The organism is Paenibacillus phytorum, from assembly GCF_013141715.1.
Taxonomy (GTDB): Bacteria; Bacillota; Bacilli; order Paenibacillales; family NBRC-103111; genus Paenibacillus_E; species Paenibacillus_E phytorum.
Genome location: NZ_WHOA01000099.1, coordinates 108,156 through 127,813, shown reverse-complemented (window position 1 = coordinate 127,813; position 19,658 = coordinate 108,156). Strand labels below are relative to the sequence as shown.

General features: G+C 45.1%; 15 protein-coding genes. 10 read left to right on the top strand and 5 right to left on the bottom strand.

All coding sequences use genetic code 11. The features are described 5' to 3' along the window. Nucleotides 1-54: 54 nt before the first annotated feature. Entirely contained in the window at nt 55-1,125 is a 1,071-nt protein-coding gene (locus GC098_RS15645) for an SDR family oxidoreductase (RefSeq protein WP_171644065.1), read from the bottom strand. 264 nt (nt 1,126-1,389) lie between these two features. Next, nucleotides 1,390-1,947, bottom strand: coding sequence for an NADPH-dependent FMN reductase (locus GC098_RS15640; protein ID WP_171644064.1), 558 nt, complete (start codon nt 1,945-1,947; stop codon nt 1,390-1,392). A 757-nt stretch (nt 1,948-2,704) separates the two neighbouring features. On the opposite strand from GC098_RS15640, the gene GC098_RS15635 reads away from it, so the two are divergent. Continuing rightward, nucleotides 2,705-6,403 (top strand): FIMAH domain-containing protein, encoded by a 3,699-nt coding sequence (locus GC098_RS15635; RefSeq protein ID WP_171644063.1) that lies wholly within the window; start codon nt 2,705-2,707, stop codon nt 6,401-6,403. A 276-nt stretch (nt 6,404-6,679) separates the two neighbouring features. On the opposite strand, the gene GC098_RS15630 is transcribed toward GC098_RS15635, so the two are convergent. Then, the gene (locus GC098_RS15630; RefSeq protein WP_171644132.1) at nt 6,680-7,699 is read right to left on the bottom strand and encodes a LacI family DNA-binding transcriptional regulator; all 1,020 of its coding nucleotides are present in this window, start codon (nt 7,697-7,699) and stop codon (nt 6,680-6,682) included. A 203-nt stretch (nt 7,700-7,902) separates the two neighbouring features. Between GC098_RS15630 and GC098_RS15625 the strand changes: the two genes are divergently transcribed. The 6 genes from GC098_RS15625 to GC098_RS15600 all read left to right on the top strand — a co-directional run bounded on the left by GC098_RS15625 (nt 7,903) and on the right by GC098_RS15600 (nt 16,809). After that, nucleotides 7,903-10,218 carry a helix-turn-helix domain-containing protein gene (locus GC098_RS15625; RefSeq protein ID WP_171644062.1) on the top strand — a complete coding sequence of 772 codons (2,316 nt, stop codon included), beginning with the start codon at nt 7,903-7,905 and terminating at the stop codon, nt 10,216-10,218. A 166-nt stretch (nt 10,219-10,384) separates the two neighbouring features. Then, the gene (locus GC098_RS15620) at nt 10,385-11,308 is read left to right on the top strand and encodes an ABC transporter permease (RefSeq protein ID WP_171644061.1); all 924 of its coding nucleotides are present in this window, start codon (nt 10,385-10,387) and stop codon (nt 11,306-11,308) included. Nucleotides 11,309-11,362: 54 nt separating this feature from the next. Continuing rightward, nucleotides 11,363-12,253: a carbohydrate ABC transporter permease gene (locus GC098_RS15615; RefSeq protein ID WP_171644060.1), complete on the top strand. Its 891-nt coding sequence runs from the start codon at nt 11,363-11,365 to the stop codon at nt 12,251-12,253. 57 nt (nt 12,254-12,310) lie between these two features. After that, on the top strand, nt 12,311-13,888 hold the full coding sequence (locus GC098_RS15610) for an extracellular solute-binding protein (RefSeq protein WP_171644059.1): 1,578 nt from the start codon (nt 12,311-12,313) through the stop codon (nt 13,886-13,888). A gap of 114 nt (nt 13,889-14,002) precedes the next feature. Then, nucleotides 14,003-15,349, top strand: coding sequence for a glycoside hydrolase family 30 protein (locus tag GC098_RS15605; RefSeq protein WP_171644058.1), 1,347 nt, complete (start codon nt 14,003-14,005; stop codon nt 15,347-15,349). Beyond that, entirely contained in the window at nt 15,349-16,809 is a 1,461-nt protein-coding gene (locus tag GC098_RS15600) for a glycoside hydrolase family 30 protein (protein ID WP_171644131.1), read from the top strand. Before GC098_RS15605 ends, GC098_RS15600 begins: the two co-directional genes overlap by 1 nt. 62 nt (nt 16,810-16,871) lie before the next feature. On the opposite strand, the gene GC098_RS15595 is transcribed toward GC098_RS15600, so the two are convergent. Next, a complete protein-coding gene (locus GC098_RS15595; protein ID WP_171644057.1) occupies nt 16,872-17,024 on the bottom strand; it encodes a hypothetical protein in 153 nt (50 codons plus the stop codon). Nucleotides 17,025-17,160: 136 nt separating this feature from the next. After that, the gene (locus tag GC098_RS15590; RefSeq protein WP_171644130.1) at nt 17,161-17,928 is read right to left on the bottom strand and encodes an ArsR/SmtB family transcription factor; all 768 of its coding nucleotides are present in this window, start codon (nt 17,926-17,928) and stop codon (nt 17,161-17,163) included. Between the two features lie 239 nt (nt 17,929-18,167). Between GC098_RS15590 and GC098_RS15585 the strand changes: the two genes are divergently transcribed. The 3 genes from GC098_RS15585 to GC098_RS15575 all read left to right on the top strand — a co-directional run bounded on the left by GC098_RS15585 (nt 18,168) and on the right by GC098_RS15575 (nt 19,554). Further along, nucleotides 18,168-18,515, top strand: a complete 348-nt coding sequence (locus GC098_RS15585) for an ester cyclase (RefSeq protein WP_171644056.1) — start codon at nt 18,168-18,170, stop codon at nt 18,513-18,515. Between the two features lie 63 nt (nt 18,516-18,578). Continuing rightward, nucleotides 18,579-18,980 (top strand): ester cyclase, encoded by a 402-nt coding sequence (locus GC098_RS15580; RefSeq protein WP_171644055.1) that lies wholly within the window; start codon nt 18,579-18,581, stop codon nt 18,978-18,980. Between the two features lie 37 nt (nt 18,981-19,017). Continuing rightward, the gene (locus GC098_RS15575) at nt 19,018-19,554 is read left to right on the top strand and encodes an NADPH-dependent FMN reductase (protein ID WP_171644054.1); all 537 of its coding nucleotides are present in this window, start codon (nt 19,018-19,020) and stop codon (nt 19,552-19,554) included. Nucleotides 19,555-19,658 lie beyond the last annotated feature (104 nt).

Sequence of the window (19,658 nt, the reverse complement as noted above, 5' to 3'; positions counted from 1 at the left end):
GTGATACGACAGAAACCGGTCTCTGGATTTCAGAGGCCGGTTTCTTGTGTTAGGTCATGGAATAACCTTGCGTTGACGCAAATCCTCGAAGATGTTCAGGAACATTGCTTCTGTATCAATGAACTCGTGAAAACCGAAACGACGCGCTTTCGTGCCGTCAGCAAAAAAGTCGTAATCCCAAGAAAACACAAAGTCACCGAACCGCCAGGAGGAAACATCACTATAGCTGTTATCCACTAATCCATGCTTCTTCACCATGGTGTTCCATAGCGACTCTTTGTCGGCCATGACTACATCCAAGGACACCTGCAGCGGAGGTGCAGTCTCTAGACCGAAATAGGTAGCAATCTTAGGCCAAAGCTCGTTCCACCGGAAGAGATCTCCGTTCGTAATGTTGAACGCCTGATTCGCGCAACGTTCATCTGTCGCTGCCCAGACGGTGGCCTTGGCCAACAAGCTCGCGTCGGTCATCTCCAGCAGGCTATTGTAGGCTCCCGGCTTACCGGGAAAACGGAGCGGCAACCCGAGTTCCTTCGACATGGAAGCATAGATTGCGATAACCATCGCTAGGTTCATAGGATTGCCTAATGCGAATCCGCATACAACGGAAGGGCGAAGCGCCGACCAGGTCCAACTGCTCCCTTTCTGTCGATTTTCGAGGAATTGCTGTTGGTCGACATTAAACTCAGGTGGCATGTGATAGGCATCTGTTTCACGAGCTGGTGTCTTGAAGGGACCGAGGTGCGCGCCATATACTTTGTAGCCCTGCATGAGACTGATATGCTGGAGGGATGGAGAGATTGGCTCCATCGCATTGACGATATTGACGAGCATGGCTAAGTTTGGGGGGACCAATTCGGCCCAGGTAGGACGGTCTTGATAAGCAGCATAGAAGATATGGGTGACTTCCGTTAGACTTCCAAGTTTCTCACGGATATCATTTTCATTAAGTAAGTCGACGGCTATATATCGGACTCGGTTGTTGGATTCCCCGCCTCGTCGTGACACACCAATGATATCCCAGTCGTGAAGCTGCTCCAGATATGCGATAAGATTTCTTCCAATAACGCCGTTAGCTCCGACAACAAGAGCGGTTTTGTGTGGTGTGGTTTCATTTGTTTTCATAAAGTATCCTCTCCTACTCCTTGGTGGTTTCATGATTATTGTGCACTTTGAAGTGTTGAATGAAAAGTACGCACTTTCAGGTCATATAGTTACTTTGAAGTAATAAAAGGCAGTGGAGAGGGGGGAGTAGGGAACAGCTAGTATTTCTATTTAAGCTGTGATCGAAGAGTATAAGCGTAACTCGAAATACTGATTTAACAATAAAAAAACTGGAGTAGGCGAAACCCTATCCAGCTTTTTTTTCATATTCGGTTGGATGGAGTCTTAACGCAACGTTTTTAAAGCGCCGCTCCATGCGACGACTTGATCGAACATCGTGTTGGCGGCTGCTTCCTGGTGTGGTGCAGGCTTAACAACGCTATAGTTTTCAAAATCCGTAAAGAGCGAAAGGGTGACCTGAGCACGTACATCAGCCACATGCAGCTCACCTAAGATGAGTCTCAGGTTTTCTGCAGCACGAGCCCCGCCAGTGCCACCGCCATAACTAACGATACCTGCGGCCTTATCTTTCCATTCATTGAAAAGAAAATCAATGGCGTTTTTGAGCGCTCCAGAGATAGCATGATTATACTCAGGCGTTACGAAAACAAAGCCATCATACGAATGGATTGCTTTCGACCAAGCCACTGTATGAGGCTTCGTATATTGAGCCAACATAGGCGGCTTTGGTTCATCATATAGCGGTAAATTGAAATCGGCAATATCCACGATTTCGTATTCAGCATCACTGCGTTTTTCTGCGATCTCGTGAACCCATCGAGCGACTGCTTCACCTCTGCGCCCTGGACGCGTGCTGCCAATTATAATTGCGATTTTTAGCATTGTTATTTCCTCCGTTATGTTGATTGTATTTTTGAATGCAATATGAAATTCAGTTCCAATAACCTCCTTCCGTTTATACCCATGGAAAATGGTAACAGATACCCTCATTACATTTCAAACGAAACAACCGTTATAACCAAAGTTTCCTTTGGTATAGGAGGGGATATTTTTCAAATGGTTCTAGAAGCAAGAGTTTTGGGTGAAGACACGAGGGGGAGGAGTAACGAAAAGTAGGTTCTCTGATACCTCTCAATGTGAAATTAATAGAGTGAGAATAAGATAAGGAAGCATGAAACGTTCAACTTAAGCCGATAAATTACAGTCGGGGAGGTTGAGCGTTTTTGCTTTGCTTGCTGCTTACGAGATCAGCGCAAGTAAAATCGTAAAAAATTCCATGTGTATCATAAATTAACTAATACAGAAATCTCAATGATTCATTATGATGGTAATTGAAAGCGTTTACTAGTCTCGCAAAAATGAGGAAAGAAGGGGTTCATAATGAGAAGAAGTTAAGTCGGATTTTATCTCTTGTAAGCAGAATTGTTTTTTTATAGGCGCGGAAACCGCGCTTTCAGCGAGAGGTCGGCGATCCGAAGCTCTTCAGTTGAGTCTGAGAAGCCGAAAATTGACTTCTCAGCAGACCGTCCCATGCGCCAGTGAAAGTTAAGCTCGGAAAACGCGCTTAATCAGGTACCTCCGAACAAATAGGCGCGGAAACCGTAAACATTTAATATTACGAAAATAGGGAGGCTTTCAAATGTTTAAGCAACAAGTTCAAAAGAAGATAGTAAGCTCAGTTCTTTCATTTGCACTTGCATTTTCGTTTATTAATCTGTCCGTTCTTCCAGTATCAACGGTTCATGCCAATACGCCAGATATCAACAAACTCAACTCTTCAGTAACGGATGCTGTTTATAACCCCTTAGCAACTGGTTCCGTCAATCTGTTGGCTCCATCTCGTTTTACACCACAAGCAGGCGTGAATCTCAAGGTAAGTTCAGAAGCTGCAGATCATCCAGGAGTAGACGCTTTGCGATCGGGAGGCAGTGGTTACTGGCGTAATTCTAGCTCAAATGTCTATAAGAGTAACTATTCGCCATCCCTACTAGCTTTAACCCTCGACTTAGGCGCTCCAAAAACGATTGATAAACTTTACCTTGAAATCCCCAACACAATTGCAAATATCCAAAGCAATGCGACAAGATTTGAGGTTTATTACACAAATGACCCCAATTCTTGGGCAAGTGCTCCCACGGCCTCCGACACAGCGAACAATTACAATTGGAAGGCAAACGGCTGGACGTTGGCTGGCGGGACGGAAACAGAAGGTTTATGGTCTTATGTCACTTATAACGGACAACAATGGGGTTATGATACCAAGACATTCTTGTATCCGTTTACAGCACGTTATGTGATGATCAACACAGTACTGGTTGGTCCTAGTGATAAGCGTGCAAATGATACAAGTTCAATGATGGGTATATCCGGCTTGGCTATCTACGGCAAAGATGCGGTTTCTAACGCAACCGCACTGGTACCGACTAAGGATACCTACAGTACATGGGATCAGGTTGCACCTAAATCTACACAAATAAATCTTGCTAGCGGACAGACTCTTACGAGCATAACCAAAGGCGAAACTACGCTTAGTCCGAATATCGATTACTCGTTAACTGGCAGCATGGTGACATTCTCGCTTCCATACCTAGCCAAACTGCCACTCGGCACGAATGAATTCACCTTTCATTTTAACAGCGGCAACCCATCCATATTTGCATTGGACGTAACAGCCCGCGGGTATGGAGCGAATGACAAGACGATCAAGATGAACGCAATTGAAGGCGTATCTCCTTATAACATTTTAGGCGGCGCCATGGGGACGGACGAGCCGGTAGAAGGCGTGACCAAAAGGATAAGAGACGCTTACCACGAATTTTACGGTGATCAACCTCAGGCGACTGCAGCCGATGACCATATTAAGAGCATTTGGGACAGTACCTTGCAAAAAAATGTGTTTAAGGTCATTGCGAACGGCAGAGGTTTGAATAATGAATTCCTCGATAAGGTCCGCGACGGCGAGTATGGCCACAAAGGTGTTTTTGATCGGAATTTAGGCTATGTGGTTGACGGAGCGGCAGTCACGGACAGGCAACGAATTGAAATTCGCCCCAGCGAAGATTCAAATGGCGATTTTGTAGCCTATGAAGGTGACTTGGTATCCTATGAATGGCTTTGGAATATTCCGGACGGCAACCAGTGGAATCAGTCAAACTTCCGACATATCTTCCAGTTGAAGGCTGTGAATCGCCAAGCGCCTGATACTTTACCGGGCGGGAACAACGGCGGAGAAAACGGCGCCTATATCCTCGCGATGTCGATTTCTGGAACGAACAGCAGGGATCTGGTCGTGAATCATAACCGATATGACGGCGATAAGACTATGATGCGAATTCCGTTAAAAGAAATCGATGGCCACTGGATTAAGGTTGAACTTAACGCGCTTATTTCGGATAGCGGCTGGTTCACAATTAAGATTACGGATAGGGTAACCGGTAAGGTATACACTTTTGACAGCCCGGATGTTTATCAAGTGTTTACAAACAAAGGTGCAAGCGACGGTACGAAAGACATTTGGAGAAGACCAGAAAGAGTCGGCGGATTCGAGACGGAGTATCCAGCTGCATTTGATCAATATTTGCGTCCAAAATGGGGCATTTACCGCAGCTCCGCTAACGGAACCAACTCTGCCTATGACGCTTCGCTTCAACTTGCCGATATCACCATAAGCAAGGTGGCATCAGGTTTGTCTTCAGTAAACCTAGCCCTTAATAAAAAAGCGTATAACGTAGGCCGTGCAGAAGGTGCCAACCCGATTCAGATACAATCTGCTATGGCTAACGAATACGGCAATGCAAACAAACTGGTGAGCGGTGTTTTGGAAGACCCGACAAAATGGAATGTTACCAACGTCACCAGTCAGAATCAAATCGGAAATTATTCATGGCTGGGTACCGACGGAGAGAAAAAAGGCAGTTTCGTCATTGACCTTGGCCAGGCCATGGATTTTAGCCAATTAAGACTATTTGCAAAATCCACAAGGTTAAAAGGCGCAACCGTTTATGTATCTGATGATTTTGGAAGCCATACATCGGCTACTGAATTTGACGCAATGACGTTTAAACAAGTGGATAGACAGTCTGCCCAAGGTTATACGTATGAAACAGGCAACAATAATGGAGGTACTGACTCGGAGGATGGTTCCTATCCAATTAATCTTGGTAAGACCTATCATTCCAGATATATCAAGGTAACGGTAGAGAACGCATCCGGGGGCAATTCAGGGACGGATCTAACAGGACCTCCACGCCTTACACAGGTTCAAGTGATTAATGCGCCAACTCCTCCACAGAATCTGACAATTGAAACTAACGGCTCAGCTAAAATACTGAAGTGGGACTCCAATAACTTAAGCGAAGGTTACACAGTTTATAATGGCACAATAGTACTTGCTGACTTACCGGCAGGCGCAACAAGCTATACTTTACCAAGTAGCATAACCGATGTATCCAAAGTCGCTGTAAGGTCAAAGGGAACAGACCTGAATTCCCGCAAGTTTATGATATCGGCGCCGGCCTTAGTGGTAGATCCGCAAGATGTGAATTCTCCTAAGACGGAAGCACTGATTGAACCGGCGCTGCGGAACGGCTGGCTGAACACGGAGGGGTCCGTTGCACTGACGGCACATGACGATCTCTCCGCTGTATCGAAAACGGAATTCAAGGTGGGGGACAACTCGGAATGGCAAACCTATGTCGGGTCAATCGTTTTCAAGAACGAAGGCGTGTATCGGCTGCAGTTCCGCTCGGTCGACGCTGCAGGCAACATCGAGCAAACGAAGGAGCTAATCGTCCAGATTGACAAAACGAAGCCGGCCTTTGTGCTGACAGCAAACGGGGAACCGCTTGTGGAAGGTGCAGTTTTCTCCGACGATCGTCCGATTACGCTGCTCTTGAATGCGAGTGATACCCTGTCTGGCATAGCGAGCCAGGAACTCGTCCTGGACGGAAAGCGTTTGGACAACGGCAGTTCCGTTGATTTGGCCGGCAAGCCAGGCCTCCATACGCTGAAGATCGTCATCACCGATCAGGCCGGCAATAAGACGGATGAATCTGTCCGCTTTACCATTGCAGCCACCCCTGAAGGGTTGTTCAGCTTGATTGACCGCTATGCCAAAGCCGGTGAATTGAAGGGACCGCTGGTTAACCAATTGAACAACAGCCTAGATCAGGCACGGCATCAGTTGGGCAAAGGCGACATAGACAAAGCGGCTAAGCATATGCAGGATTTTCTGAAGCATCTGAATAACAAGTCGATGACGGATAATGTCTCCGATACAGTGAAGTCCATTCTCACAACTGACGCCAACGCTTTGATCGAGGCATGGTCCGCGAAGTAACGAACATTAACATATAAACATATTGTAGATCCAAAAGCATCCGGCCATTGTTGAAGGCCGGATGTTTTTTTAGGCTCAAATGATTTAGAAATTCGTGTTGAAATATTTCACTGAAATCGATTTCATTTTCGCATATACGTAACAGCGGATCTCAACCAAGGCGGCAGATTGATTGGGAAAGCGAAAGGCATTGCGGGTTGGGAGAAGTTTTTGAAATCATTTGTTATAACCGCCGCACCTTTGAAAGAATAAATAATGCAAAAAATGGGCAGGGGCTCATTCCTGTCCATTTTTTGCATAGTCGGAAGAGCCACGGATCAGCAGTTCAGAATCCACTTTAAAAACACGATTCTCCGCATATTCGTTCTCATTCATCATGTCGATTAATTTCTCGACGAGAAGAGCACCCATGGTGTACTTCGGCTGATTTACTGTGCTTAACGGAGGGGTGATGTATTTACTGATTCGATTATTATCTACACCGACAACAGCTAGCTGCATCGGGATTTGGATGCCAAGTTCCGAGCATGCCCGATATACGCCAAGTGCCATCTCGTCATTTGCTGAATAGACGGCAGTAAAGGGTATCTTTTTAGCAAAAAGTCTATTAATAGCTTCATATCCGCCTGTTTCATTAAAGTTGCCGTTTTCAATTAATTCAGGACGAAACGGAATGTGGTGTTCTCTTAAAGCTTTCAAATAGCCTTCTAAACGATCATAACTGTCAACAGCATGGGCAGAACCGTTAATAAATGCAATTTCTTGATGGCCAAGTTCCACTAGATGAGTTATAACCTTCATTGAAAATTTCACATTATCGGTTACAATGCAGGGAATTCGGTCATGATCAATCTGCTTTCCAACAATGCCAATGGAATACCCATTATCTGCAATTTGCAAGATGACTTCGTTTGATAGCATGGGTGCAACCATAATGACGCCGTCGATGGTACGCGTGGTTAACAAATTCAAGAATTCAAGTTCTTTTTCTTCATTATTTTCGGTATCACAAATCACCACTTTATACTTCTTGGAATAAGCAATGTTCTCAATACCTTTAATGATTTCGGAAAAGTAGGAGTTGCTGATATCCGGAACAATGACCCCTATTGTCATTGTTTTTTGCGAACGAAGATTTTTTGCGGCGGCATTGGGTTGATAACCGAGCTCGTTAATGATTTTCATGACTTTGTCTCTTGTTTTAGGCGTAACCTTACTGCTATCATTGAGAACGCGTGAAACCGTAGCGGGAGCAACTCCTGCTCTGGTGGCAACGTCGACAATTTTGAATTTCATATCCATGAGTATCAACCTTCTATCCATAGTAAACACATTGTGTGATCTGTACACCAAGTATAAATTAGATTGAAATCGATTTCAACAAAGAAGGCATCTAACCTATCATATACATCATGACCAGCGGTTAGAAAACAGATGTTGAGAGGAAAAAACAAATATAAAAACAAATTGAATACGGTTTCATGCTAGTTTATAATTAAATGAAATCGATTTCAAATAACGAGGTGACGATGTTGAAAATAAAAACGTCCAATTCCAACGTGAAATTCTCCGCTTCTATTTTTCGGTCTTTTACGTTGACCATCGCTTTAACGATTGTGATGCTGTCGGGAATTCTACATGTTTATTTCGAAGATATTTCCCTCAACCAGACGTACAGATCCACATTGAATAATCTAGCCCAAACAAGCCAAGAAGCTTCCATCATGGCGGTTAACGCCAGCACGTTTGCCAAACAAATATATAACGACATGAATGTGTCCAAATTGCTTTACTTTTCGTCAGGAGATCCTCTTGATACAAGTACGGCGATGGCTCAACTGAACTCCTACCGGGCTACATCCCTTTTTATTGATTCCATCTACATATATAACTACCAGACAGATACGTTTTATACGAGCGCAGAAATCAGTGCCAATTCGGTTTGGAAATCGAATGAGTTTTACGATACGAAAGCCGTAGAAATGGTTAAGCATATTTCGGATTACAAGACGTTAATGCCGATCCCGCGTAAAATCCCGTTTGAGAGCCTCATGCTGAACAATCAAGAGAAGGAACGGGATTGTTATACCTTCCTGTTGTACGACACTCTTTCCCATAAAGATGAAAAGAACGTCATTATCGTTAATATATCCGAAACACAAATGCACAAAAATATCGACGGCATGATCGCCACTTCGGACAAAAATACGTTTATCATCAACGATCGCGGAGTCCTCATCACGAACAGCTGGAAGAATGCCATGCTGACGGACCTTACCCATAAACCGTACATCCAAGTGGTGCTCGGTAGCGGCGAATCAGAAGGATATTTCGTCTCCGATGTGGATGGGGTTAAATCCTTAGTGACGTATACGGCTCCTGATGTTCTGGGCTGGCGTTATATTAGAATTGCACCGTACAGTGTCATTACAAGCGGCATTAATCATATGAGGCTCTATACGATCGCAATCGCAGTCGCCATTCTACTTCTTGGACTTCTGACTTCCTACCTGATTTCGCGAAAATTGTCCTTGAATGTAAACCGCAAGTTAGTGAAGTTGACAACACTTGAGACGGAACGAAGAAACCATTCCATGGCGCTGCGGCAAGATCTGGTTCGCAATCTGCTTCTGGGATCGGGCAGCAGTAATCCTCATTGCCTGGACGAGAAGTTCAGGTTGTATGATATTCATTTGGATGCCAAGAATCATTTTGCCGTGACGGTGCTGAAGATTGACGGATATCTGGAGCTAGTGGAGAGATACAGCGTCGGCGACAGGAGCCTGCTCAAGATTGGGATTATGAACATCGCTCAAGAGTTATTGAATGCCTACTGTCCTTCCTTTGCTGTTGATATGGGGGATGATCGTATTGCGATTCTACTCAATATAGGGGAACCCGCTCCGGATAGTCATTCTGTCCTGCCAGCGAGTCTATGGCGTCAAATTCAATCCTTTGTGGGGGATTACATTAAAGTATCCGTTTCAATAGCGGTGAGTACGACCGGTGATGATGCTCGAAGCATCAGCCGTTTGTATACTCAGGCGACGGAAGCCTTATTCCATCGGCTTTTCTTTGGACATGAGTGTCTTATTTACGCGGAGCAAATCGAGTCGTTGAAGGCCAAATCCTATGTGTACCCGATCTCCAAAGAGAAGGTGCTGATCGAGGAGCTGATGCTGGGTCGAATTACCGAAGCATCGCGCATATTCCGCGAGATCGTCGAAGAAACTGCCGGCTATTCCTATATGTCGTATCATCTTGCTGTGTCGCACTTGGCTTTTGCTGTGAACAACGCAGTTTCCACGATTCAAAAGAATAACGATATCTCCTGGGATTTGAGTATCAATGCGCTACTTTCCGGTTTAAACGATGCGGAACTAGTCGAGGACATGTACCGTCCGTTCTTCGATGTATTCGTGCGTGTATCAACCAGCCTGGAAGAGAAGAAGAACACAAGACATGACGAAGTGGTGGGTAAAATCATCGCGATTGTGCAGCAGAAATATATGTTTCAAGAGCTCTCCTTGGAATCCATTGCCGAGGAGATGGGGTTGTCCGCAACCTATATCGGACGGTTATTTAAGAAGCATACGTTAAACACGATTCTGAATTACATCATTGAAGTAAGAATGGACCAAGCGAGAACGTTATTGCTTACAACTGAGCTTCCCATAGGGGATATTGCGGAAAAATCAGGCTTTTCAAACAGTCCGTATTTCTACAAAGCATTTAAAAAAATCAACGGTGTAACACCGGCTGACTTCCGCAAAAACGGACGATTGCAGGAAGAAGGGGTTCGAGAGATCAGTTGAGTTCCCAAACAACGGAAAAAGTGATCTGAAGCGGAGAAAAGCTCTTCGTAATGAAGCAAAAAATGATAATGATCGCATATTTATAGTTGCTCCAGCCTTGGTTGAAGGCCTAAGATTGGCCTTGTAAACAACAAACACAATCCAAGAGTTCGGAGGTGAGTAAGTGATGACAGCTTTAAAAGGCTTCTGGGCGGAATTGTCCAGGAACAAAATCATGTTTCTGATGGTAGCTCCTGCGATCCTTTTTTTCATCGTATTCAGCTATATTCCTATGGCGGGAATTTATCTGGCCTTCACGAAGTTCAGCTTCGACGGCGGGATATTTGGAAGCGAATTCATCGGTATGATGAACTTTAAGTTTTTGTATCAATCAGGTACGCTATGGAACTTGACGAAAAATACGGTCGTGTACAATTTGGCCTTTATTTTTATCGGTAACTTCCTGCAGTTGGTCTGTGCGATCTTCTTAAGCCAGATTGCCAACAAATATTTTAAGAAAGCAACGCAATCCATTATGTTTTTGCCGTTTTTCATTTCGTGGGTTCTTGTAGGTGCTTTCGTTTTCAACTTGTTCAACTCCGATACCGGCGTTATCAATACATTGTTGAAACAGCTAGGGGCGCAGCCGTATGACTTCTATTTGAATACGGAACCGTGGAAGTACATCATTGTCTTTTTCAATGTTTGGAAAGGGCTCGGGTACGGTACGGTTATTTACTTGGCCGCCATTATGAGCATTAGTGATGAGTATTACGAAGCAGCGGAAATCGACGGAGCTCATATTTTTCAACAAATTCGTCATATCACGATTCCGCTTTTAACCCCAACCTTTATTTTGCTCGTCATTTTCAGTCTCGGCGGCATCCTCAAAGGGCAGTTTGACCTGTTCTATCAGATCATCGGCAACAACGGCATGTTGTATGATGCGACGGACATTATCGATACGTATGTGTATCGGGCGTTGGCGGTCAATTTTGACATTGGAATGGGATCGGCTGCAGGCTTGTACCAATCGTTCTTTGGCTTCCTCTTAGTTATGACGGTCAACTTTATTGTGAAAAAAGTCCGCGAAGATTACGCATTGTTCTAATGAAATGCTTACGAAGCCAGTTTTGCTAAAGCAAAACTCTTAGGAGGGACTACCGTGAGACGCAAAAAAGACTCGGCGACGATGGCTTTTATGGTCATCGCTTATGGAACGGTAGCGTTCTTGACCATACTTTGCCTGCTGCCGTTCTGGTTAATTATTTCGGGTTCATTCACGTCGGAGAATGAAATCATCGGGGAAGGGTTTAAGCTTTGGCCGAACGAGTTGTCTATCGATGCCTACAAGGCGGTCTTCACTAACCCTGAGCAAATTTTCCGCGCCTATTGGGTGACAATTTGCCTTACCGTCATTGGAACTTGCGTAGGCTTGTTCCTTACGTCCATGGCGGGATACGTGCTCGCTCGTAAAGATTTCAAATACCGTAATTCTGTCGCATTCTTCATGTACTTCACGACATTGTTCAGCGGGGGCTTGATCCCATGGTACATTCTCATCGTTAAGTATCTGGATTGGAAAGACAGCTACTTGGCCATGTTGATTCCCGCACTCATTAGTGCTTGGAATATTATTCTTATGAAAAACTTTATGAAATCGATTCCTGACTCTATCGTTGAGTCGGCTCGAATTGACGGCGCAAATGATTTTACGATCTACAGCCGCTTGATCCTTCCCTTATCAACGCCAGGGCTAGCTACGATCGGATTGTTCCTTGCTCTTGGTTATTGGAACGATTGGTTTACCGCCAACATCTTCATCACGACGGAAAGCAAGTTTCCGCTGCAATTCTTCTTATACAAGATTCTAGCGAATGCCGCTGTACTGCGTACGGACATCGCCGCAAATTTGGCTGCCGTCAATTTCAAAGCCCCAGCAGAGACGCTGAAGATGGCTGTTGCCGTCGTCGTTACAGGGCCGATCGTACTTCTGTATCCATTTGTGCAAAAGTATTTCGTCAAAGGACTGACAATAGGTGCAGTCAAAGGTTAGAACCGGTTTCACGGCTAACAAAGATATCGATTGTCCACTATTAAGGAGGAGTCATAAATGAAAAGAAAGATCGGAACTATTCTAGCAGGCGTCATGCTGGCTGCTACCGCTTTGTCGGGTTGCAGCAGCAGTACCGGAACTAAGCCTGAAACAACCGCACCTGCGAAGACTGAAGGAAACCAAAGCGCAGCGCCTGCAGCGACTGGACCGGACACTTCAAAATCGGTTGAGCTCGTATGGTATTTGGTAGGTGATGCCAATAAGGACACACCTAAGGTTATGGACGAATTCAATAAAATGCTGAAGAAGGATCTGAACGCAACGGTTAAATTGAACTTCACCACTTGGAACGATTGGCAAACCAAGTACAATCTGCTGCTGACAGCTGGTGAGAAAATCGATATGATCTTTGCCTCCTCATGGGCAGGATATTTCAAATATGCCAAGCAGGGTGCATTCACGGATCTGACTGCTTTGCTTCCCAAGTATGCGCCTCAGGTTCAAAAGCAAGTTTCAGCACAGGATTGGAGTGACGTCACCATTGGCGGCAAAATTTTCGCGGTTCCGAACACGAACCCGGAATACACGCCGAACGGTATTGTCTACCGCGAGGACTGGAGAAAAGAGTTGAACCTTCCAGAAATCAAAGATCTGGCTTCCATCGAGGCGTATTTGGATGGCGTCAAGAAAAATAAGCAGAACGTTATCCCGATCAACGGAAGTGCATGGAACGAAATTAGCACTTTATTCTCCGCAGTTCAAGGCTACCAGACAATCGGGGGAGAGAGCGGTGTTGTCGTAGCTAAAAACTACAACAGTCCTAGAGATATTGTCGCTTACCCATTCACACCTGAATATGAGGCTTGGGTGAAGAAAATGAAGGAATGGGCGGACAAAGGCTACTGGTCAAAGAACACACTGTCCTCTAAACAAGAAGCTGGCGATCTGATCAAGACGGGCACAGGTGCCGTTTACTGGCGCAACCCTCCGGGCGCAGCTGGATTTATTACTGATGTACAGAAGAAAGATCCGAAGATGGAGATCGGATACTTCCCGTACACACGCATGCAAGGCTTTGCGATGCCGACGATGGGTATTGCCAATGGTATGGCGATTCCGAAGAGCGCAGCCAACCCGGAGCGTTCACTCATGGTACTTGAGAAGATCAGAACAGATGCGAAGTATTATAACCTGATTACCTACGGCCTTGAGGGCTATCACTATGATTTGATCAACGACGGTAAAAATATCGTCACTCCTTCCAAAACCCAGGATGCTGCGAAGGTTCAAGGCTACGGTATCGCGGATTGGGGCTGGAGAAACAAGCCGCTTATGAAAGCAGGCGTCGGCGGTTGGGACGGTCTGGATAAGCTGAACGAAGAATTCTCCAAGATGAGCAAGCCGGACATTTTCTCGCCGATATCCATGGACTACGATGCTGTGAAGACAGAGTACGCTGCTGTCAATCAAGTCATCGATCAATACGGCAAGCCGCTCATGATGGGATTGGTACCGAATGTGGACCAAGCGCTCAAGACTTACCAGGATAAACTGAAATCTGCTGGTATCGATAAAGTTCTCGATTATGTGAAGAAGCAAGCTACGGCTTACTACGACGAAAAAGGCATTAAGTAAGAATAGAATAACAAACAAGTAAAGAGCATGGGGCCGAAAGGGCAGCAGCCGGCGTTAACGCTTGCGCAGGCCGTTGGCCTCTTGTTTTTTAGAATCTGTAGAGGAGCTGACATGATGAGCAACATACAAGTATGGCAAACGACGATTGATGAGTCGAAAAAACTGGCGCATATGGAATCGATTCCATTTTCTGGAAGCAATAAGGAGATTACTGATTACGTCATCACCATTGACGAGGCGGTCACCTATCAACAGATGGACGGTTTTGGAGCTTCTTTTACCGATGCCTCGGCCTGGCTAGTGGTTCATGCTTTATCTGAGGAGCTTAGGGATGAACTTATGAGGAAGCTATTTGACCGGGAAGAGGGTATTGGGGTTTCGTTCATACGTCAGCCGATGGGAGCTAGTGATTTCGCGTGGAAGATCTATAGCTATGACGATGTTGAGCCTGGAGAAAGCGACTATGAGCTTGCACGGTTTTCTATCGATCACGATCGGAATTACATTTTACCTGTTCTCCATCAGGCTTTGCAGCTGAACACTGAGCTGAAGGTGATGGCTTCGCCATGGAGCGCACCGGGCTGGATGAAGACATCCGACGCGATGATCGGCGGCACGTTGAAGCCGGATTGCTACGGGGTTTACGCAGATTATTTCATCAAGTTCCTAGATGCCTATCAAGCGGAGGGGATTCCGATCTATGCGGTTACCATGCAAAATGAGCCTGGCTACGAGCCGAAGGAATACCCGGGTATGATTGTGAAGCCGGCAGAAGAAGCCGCGTTTATCAAGTCACATTTGGGACCACGGCTGGCTAAGCGGGAGCAACCGACCAAGATCATGTGCTATGACCATAACTGGGATGTTCCCGGCCATCCACGCAAGATCTACGAAGACCCCGAAGCAAGCAAGTATGTCGCTGGAACCGCATGGCACGTGTATGGGGGACGGCATGAGGTGATGTCGCAGATCAAGGAACAGTTCCCGGACAAGGATGTTTGGTTTACCGAGGCGTCCGGAGGGCAGTGGATTCCGCCGTTCCACGACGCTTTCATGGACCAAATGAAGCATGTAATCCGCACGACAAGAAACTGGTCGAAGTCTGTTATTTGGTGGAACATAGCTTTGGATGAGAACAACGGGCCTACCGTTCTGTCGCGAAGCACGTGCCGCGGCGTGGTCAAGATCAATCAGCAGACAGGAGAGCTTACGTATAATCTTGATTACTACACTCTCGGCCATATAAGTAAGTTCGTGAGTCCGGGTGCTTATCGAATCGACTCGAATACGTTTGAAGATGACTTGGAAACGGTAGCGTTTCGCAATGAGGATGGTTCCAAGGTGTTGATTGTTTCAAATCGAACGACGAAGCCGAAAACGTTCGCCGTTGCAATCCATGAAAGGACTTTCGAATACAAGATTGATGGGGAAGCGGCCGTTACTTTTAAGTGGGAACAATGATGAGAAAATTAATGCGAACACCGATTGTGGTGGGCATTATCATTGTCCTGATAGCGATGCTCGGCTTCCTTAAGTACGGTCTTCATTCATCGCAAAGCCCAGTGAACGTGTGGATTACCACAGCCGATCAAAGTAAGCTGCTTCATCAAGAAGCGGATCTGGCTTGGGTAAAGGACAACACACCGAATGATTCTACCATTGTCATCTATGGAGAGAAGGTGTATCAGCAGATCGACGGTTTCGGTGCGGCTATGACGGATTCGTCCGCCTGGTTGATTGCGAACAAGCTGAATCCTGAGCAAAGAAGCGATCTGATGAATAAGTTGTTCGATCATAAGCAAGGCATCGGCATTAGTTATTTGCGGCTCCCAATGGGAGCCACGGATTTCTCGTTAAAGAGCTACACGTACGATGATATGCCAGAAGGGCAGACGGATCCGAAGCTGCAGAGCTTTTCGATCGATTATGACAAATCTTACATCATCCCGACTCTCCACAAGGCAAAGGAACTCAATCCGGATTTGAAAATCATGGGTTCTCCCTGGAGCGCACCGGCCTGGATGAAGACGTCTGGCTCCTTGATTAAAGGAAGCTTGAATCCGGACTTTTATCAAGCCTACGCTGAGTATTTCACGAAGTTCGTTCAGGCCTATGCAGCAGAAGGGCTGTCAATCGATGCTATAACGCCGCAGAATGAGCCCCACTTCGAGCCTGATGGATACCCGGGCATGAGGATGGAACCGGCGGATCAAGCCAATTTTATCAAATCCCATCTGGGTCCAGCTTTCGAGAAAGCAAAGCTTGGAACGAAGATCGTGATATGGGATCACAACTGGGATGAACCTTACTATCCGATACAGATTCTGATCGACCCGGAAACAAGCAAATACATTGCTGGATCGGCGTTCCACGGTTATGCAGGAGAAGTGTCCAGCCAACAGAAGGTGCACGATTTGTTCCCGAACAAAGACATTTACTTCACAGAGAGCTCGGGTGGAGAATGGGCACCTGATTTCGCAGGCAGTCTGAAATGGGATATGCAGAACCTTATCATAGGCTCGACTCGTTTTTGGGCAAAAACGGTGCTGAAGTGGAATTTGGCCCTTGATGAATCGTTCGGACCCAAGAACGGTGGATGTCCCAACTGTCGCGGCTTCGTGAAAATCGATCAGAAGACCGGGGCGATCTCTTATAACCCGGAGTTTTATGCATTTGGGCATGCGAGTAAGTTTGTAAGGGCAGGAGCATATAGGATTGATTCGAATACGCTCGGAAGTGGAAATATCGAGGATGTCGCTTTCCGAAATCCTGATGGATCCGAGGTACTCATCGCGTTTAATTCGGCTGCGGAGAGCCGATCGTTCAAGGTGCAGCAGGGAGGGAATGCCTTCTCCTACACGCTTCCTGCTGGCGCGGCAGCAACATTTATATGGACGGGAGAGAAGAGAGGCACGAAGTAAGGCGAGATATCCAGAATGCAGTCATAAATAAAATAAAACCGCCATGTTTGGCGGTTGACGAATTAAGGTTCATCGATATATTCTTCTTCGTTCGGGATACTGCTCAAAAGGTTTTTATCTACTTTTTTCTGATCTTGCTCGGTGTTGGTGTCGCAGTTAACGATACAATTCATTATTTCTTCGGAATTATCTTGGATATTTGTGTACTCAACCATGTATGAACCTCCTTTCATAGAAATTAGAGTTTCCAAGATCAAGCCATTTATTCGAGAAGTGTAAGCCTAACTCAAGGTACCAAGTTGAATAAAGCGACGCTCCTATAAAGAAGCGTCGTTTTCCTGTTTACTATTATCAATCACTGGAAAGTGTTGACCCAGTTTCAAGCAATGTCTTCATTCCCGAAAGTACAATAGGTAACCCCATTTCAAGAATCTTTGCGGTGTTTATTGCTTGTTCGAATTCATCATGCACGACTGTTACGAGGGTCACACCGACTAACTCAGTATGAGAATCGATTTCCCACGTAATACGTGAAGGGCTCTCAGAGGCCGTGTCTGGAAACGCGGGGAACTGCCAACTCATAACCAGCTTATGTGGAGGAGATATTTCGAGAATGATCCCATCTGCTAGTTTTTTCTCCTCTGGGTTCCATAGTTCGAAAGAGGAGCCAATTTCCCAGTTGGATCGGATTGCGCAATTGTACCAAAACTTTGATGTCTTGGACGGATCTGTAATGGCTTGCCACACTTGTTCGGGTGTCGCTTTAATAGCAATTCGGTTAACATGCCTAGGTTTGTTTTCCATATTCGTTTCACGCTCCAATTCGTTTTTAAGTGATGTTAATTCGATAGCCCAGGGTTCGGCGTATTTGCTAACCCAGCGGTCGTAAATTTGCCGTATGGGGACAGAATTTAGATAATGCAGCTTTTCTCTGCCAACTTTTCTGGTGGTTATGAGGTTAGCTTCCTCGAGAATATTAAGATGCTTCATTACACCGAATCTTGACATTTGCAAAGGGGTACAAAGATCGTTCAACGTTCGCCCATCAGTTGCGTGAAGCAAGTCTAAGAGTGTGCGACGGCTGGGATCAGCAAGTGCCTTAAATATATCGTTATCTATTTGGAACACCTCCTTCTAACAGTTTACTTACGAGCATGCTTTTTTCACCCTTGACATGTGACTTAATGGTAACGTATTATAAAGGTGACAGTATAGTCACATATTAGCACAAACAAGTTTGTTTGTCAGCCGGCGACAAATAGACCCATCTAACTCGACTAGTTATTTTAACATAATCGCTCCAAAACATTGTTGACTCAAAGTATTTCATGTAAGTACAAAAAAGGAGATGTTTTACTATGAAAACGATTGAACAGAAGAACATTGAAACGGTAACCGCGTTTATTGAGGCTTTTTCCAATCAAAATGATTTGGATTCCACCGATCAATTCTTTTCTAAACAAATAGGGGAGGCATTTCCTGATAAACACTACGCAGTGGAAGAGGTCATTGCCCAAGGAGAGAAGGTAATAGCTAGAATATTTATGACTGGTACGCATAAAGGTACGTTTGCAGGAAATTCACCTACAGGCAATTCCGTAAAGGCCACTCAGTTTCGTGAATTTCGTGTAGTAGATGGCCAGATTGTTGAGCATCGTGGATGGTTCGATACAGCGACACTTTTGCCTCAAATTAAAGCCAATTAACTTCAGATTCAGAACAACAATATGATAATAAAGGCAAACATATAAAAAAGGAGATGTTTTATTGTGATAACTATTGAACAGAAAAATATTGAGACGGTATCAGCGTTTATCGAGGCTTTTTGGAATCAAAGTGATATGGATTGTACGGAACAATTTTTGTCAACCGATTATCAAGAACACTCTTATCAATCAAAAGAAGGTCTGAAACAATTTGCTGGAAAAATATTAGAGGCGTTTCCTGATAAACTCTACACAGTGGAAGAGATCATAGCCCAAGGGGAAAAGGTAATCGTAAGAATGGTTGTGAAAGGTACGCATAAAGGGGTGTTTTTTGGAAACTCACCTTCGGGGAATTCCATTGATGTCACGCTTTACCGTCAATATCGAGTCGTAGAAGGTAAGATTGCCGAACATCGTGGTTGGATCGATATGATGACAATGTGGCGCCAAATACAAGGCAACTAATTAACTCAAAATAGAAATTCATGAGGAGGCTCTTTATATGCTGAAAATTGGAATCATATTGGGAAGTACAAGACCTGGACGGGTGAGTCCGCAAGTGGGAAATTGGGTCAAAGAAATTGCAGATAAACGAGGAGATGCAAGCTACGAGATAGTGGATATCGCAGACTACAAATTACCCTTTTTTGGTGACGCGGGTAGCGAAGAACAAATCAAAAATTGGACTGAAAAATTGAACAGTCTTGATGGTTATATATTTATTACGCCGGAATACAACCACAGCATTACTGGTGCTTTAAAAAATGCACTCGATTTAGCACGTGAGGAATGGAATAACAAAGCTGCGGGTATCATTAGTTATGGGTCAACTGGCGGGGCACGAGCGGCGGAACATCTGAGAGGGATATTAGGAGAGCTACTAGTTGCTGATGTGAAAGCACATCCAACCTTATCGATTTTTACCGATTTTGAGAACTATAGCACATTTAAGCCAGCCGAATTACATCTCAATAATATTAAACTTATGCTGGATCAAGTGATCGCATGGAGTGGAGCGCTTCAAACACTACGCAAGTAGGTACTAAACTATCACCAGATAAAAAACGCTTGGTCCTTAAACTAAGGGATCAAGCGTTTTCTATTGATTTTAACAAATATAAAAGGACTCCAGCATTGCAAATT

Excerpts from the sequence above, each read along its gene's own strand:
- GC098_RS15645 (WP_171644065.1), bottom strand. The coding sequence starts at position 1,125 with ATGAAAACAAATGAAACCACACCACACAAAACCGCTCTTGTTGTCGGA.
- GC098_RS15640 (WP_171644064.1), bottom strand. The coding sequence starts at position 1,947 with ATGCTAAAAATCGCAATTATAATTGGCAGCACGCGTCCAGGGCGCAGA.
- GC098_RS15635 (WP_171644063.1), top strand. The coding sequence starts at position 2,705 with ATGTTTAAGCAACAAGTTCAAAAGAAGATAGTAAGCTCAGTTCTTTCA.
- GC098_RS15630 (WP_171644132.1), bottom strand. The coding sequence starts at position 7,699 with ATGAAATTCAAAATTGTCGACGTTGCCACCAGAGCAGGAGTTGCTCCC.
- GC098_RS15625 (WP_171644062.1), top strand. The coding sequence starts at position 7,903 with ATGAAATCGATTTCAAATAACGAGGTGACGATGTTGAAAATAAAAACG.
- GC098_RS15620 (WP_171644061.1), top strand. The coding sequence starts at position 10,385 with ATGACAGCTTTAAAAGGCTTCTGGGCGGAATTGTCCAGGAACAAAATC.
- GC098_RS15610 (WP_171644059.1), top strand. The coding sequence starts at position 12,311 with ATGAAAAGAAAGATCGGAACTATTCTAGCAGGCGTCATGCTGGCTGCT.
- GC098_RS15605 (WP_171644058.1), top strand. The coding sequence starts at position 14,003 with ATGAGCAACATACAAGTATGGCAAACGACGATTGATGAGTCGAAAAAA.
- GC098_RS15600 (WP_171644131.1), top strand. The coding sequence starts at position 15,349 with ATGAGAAAATTAATGCGAACACCGATTGTGGTGGGCATTATCATTGTC.
- GC098_RS15595 (WP_171644057.1), bottom strand. The coding sequence starts at position 17,024 with ATGGTTGAGTACACAAATATCCAAGATAATTCCGAAGAAATAATGAAT.
- GC098_RS15585 (WP_171644056.1), top strand. The coding sequence starts at position 18,168 with ATGAAAACGATTGAACAGAAGAACATTGAAACGGTAACCGCGTTTATT.
- GC098_RS15575 (WP_171644054.1), top strand. The coding sequence starts at position 19,018 with ATGCTGAAAATTGGAATCATATTGGGAAGTACAAGACCTGGACGGGTG.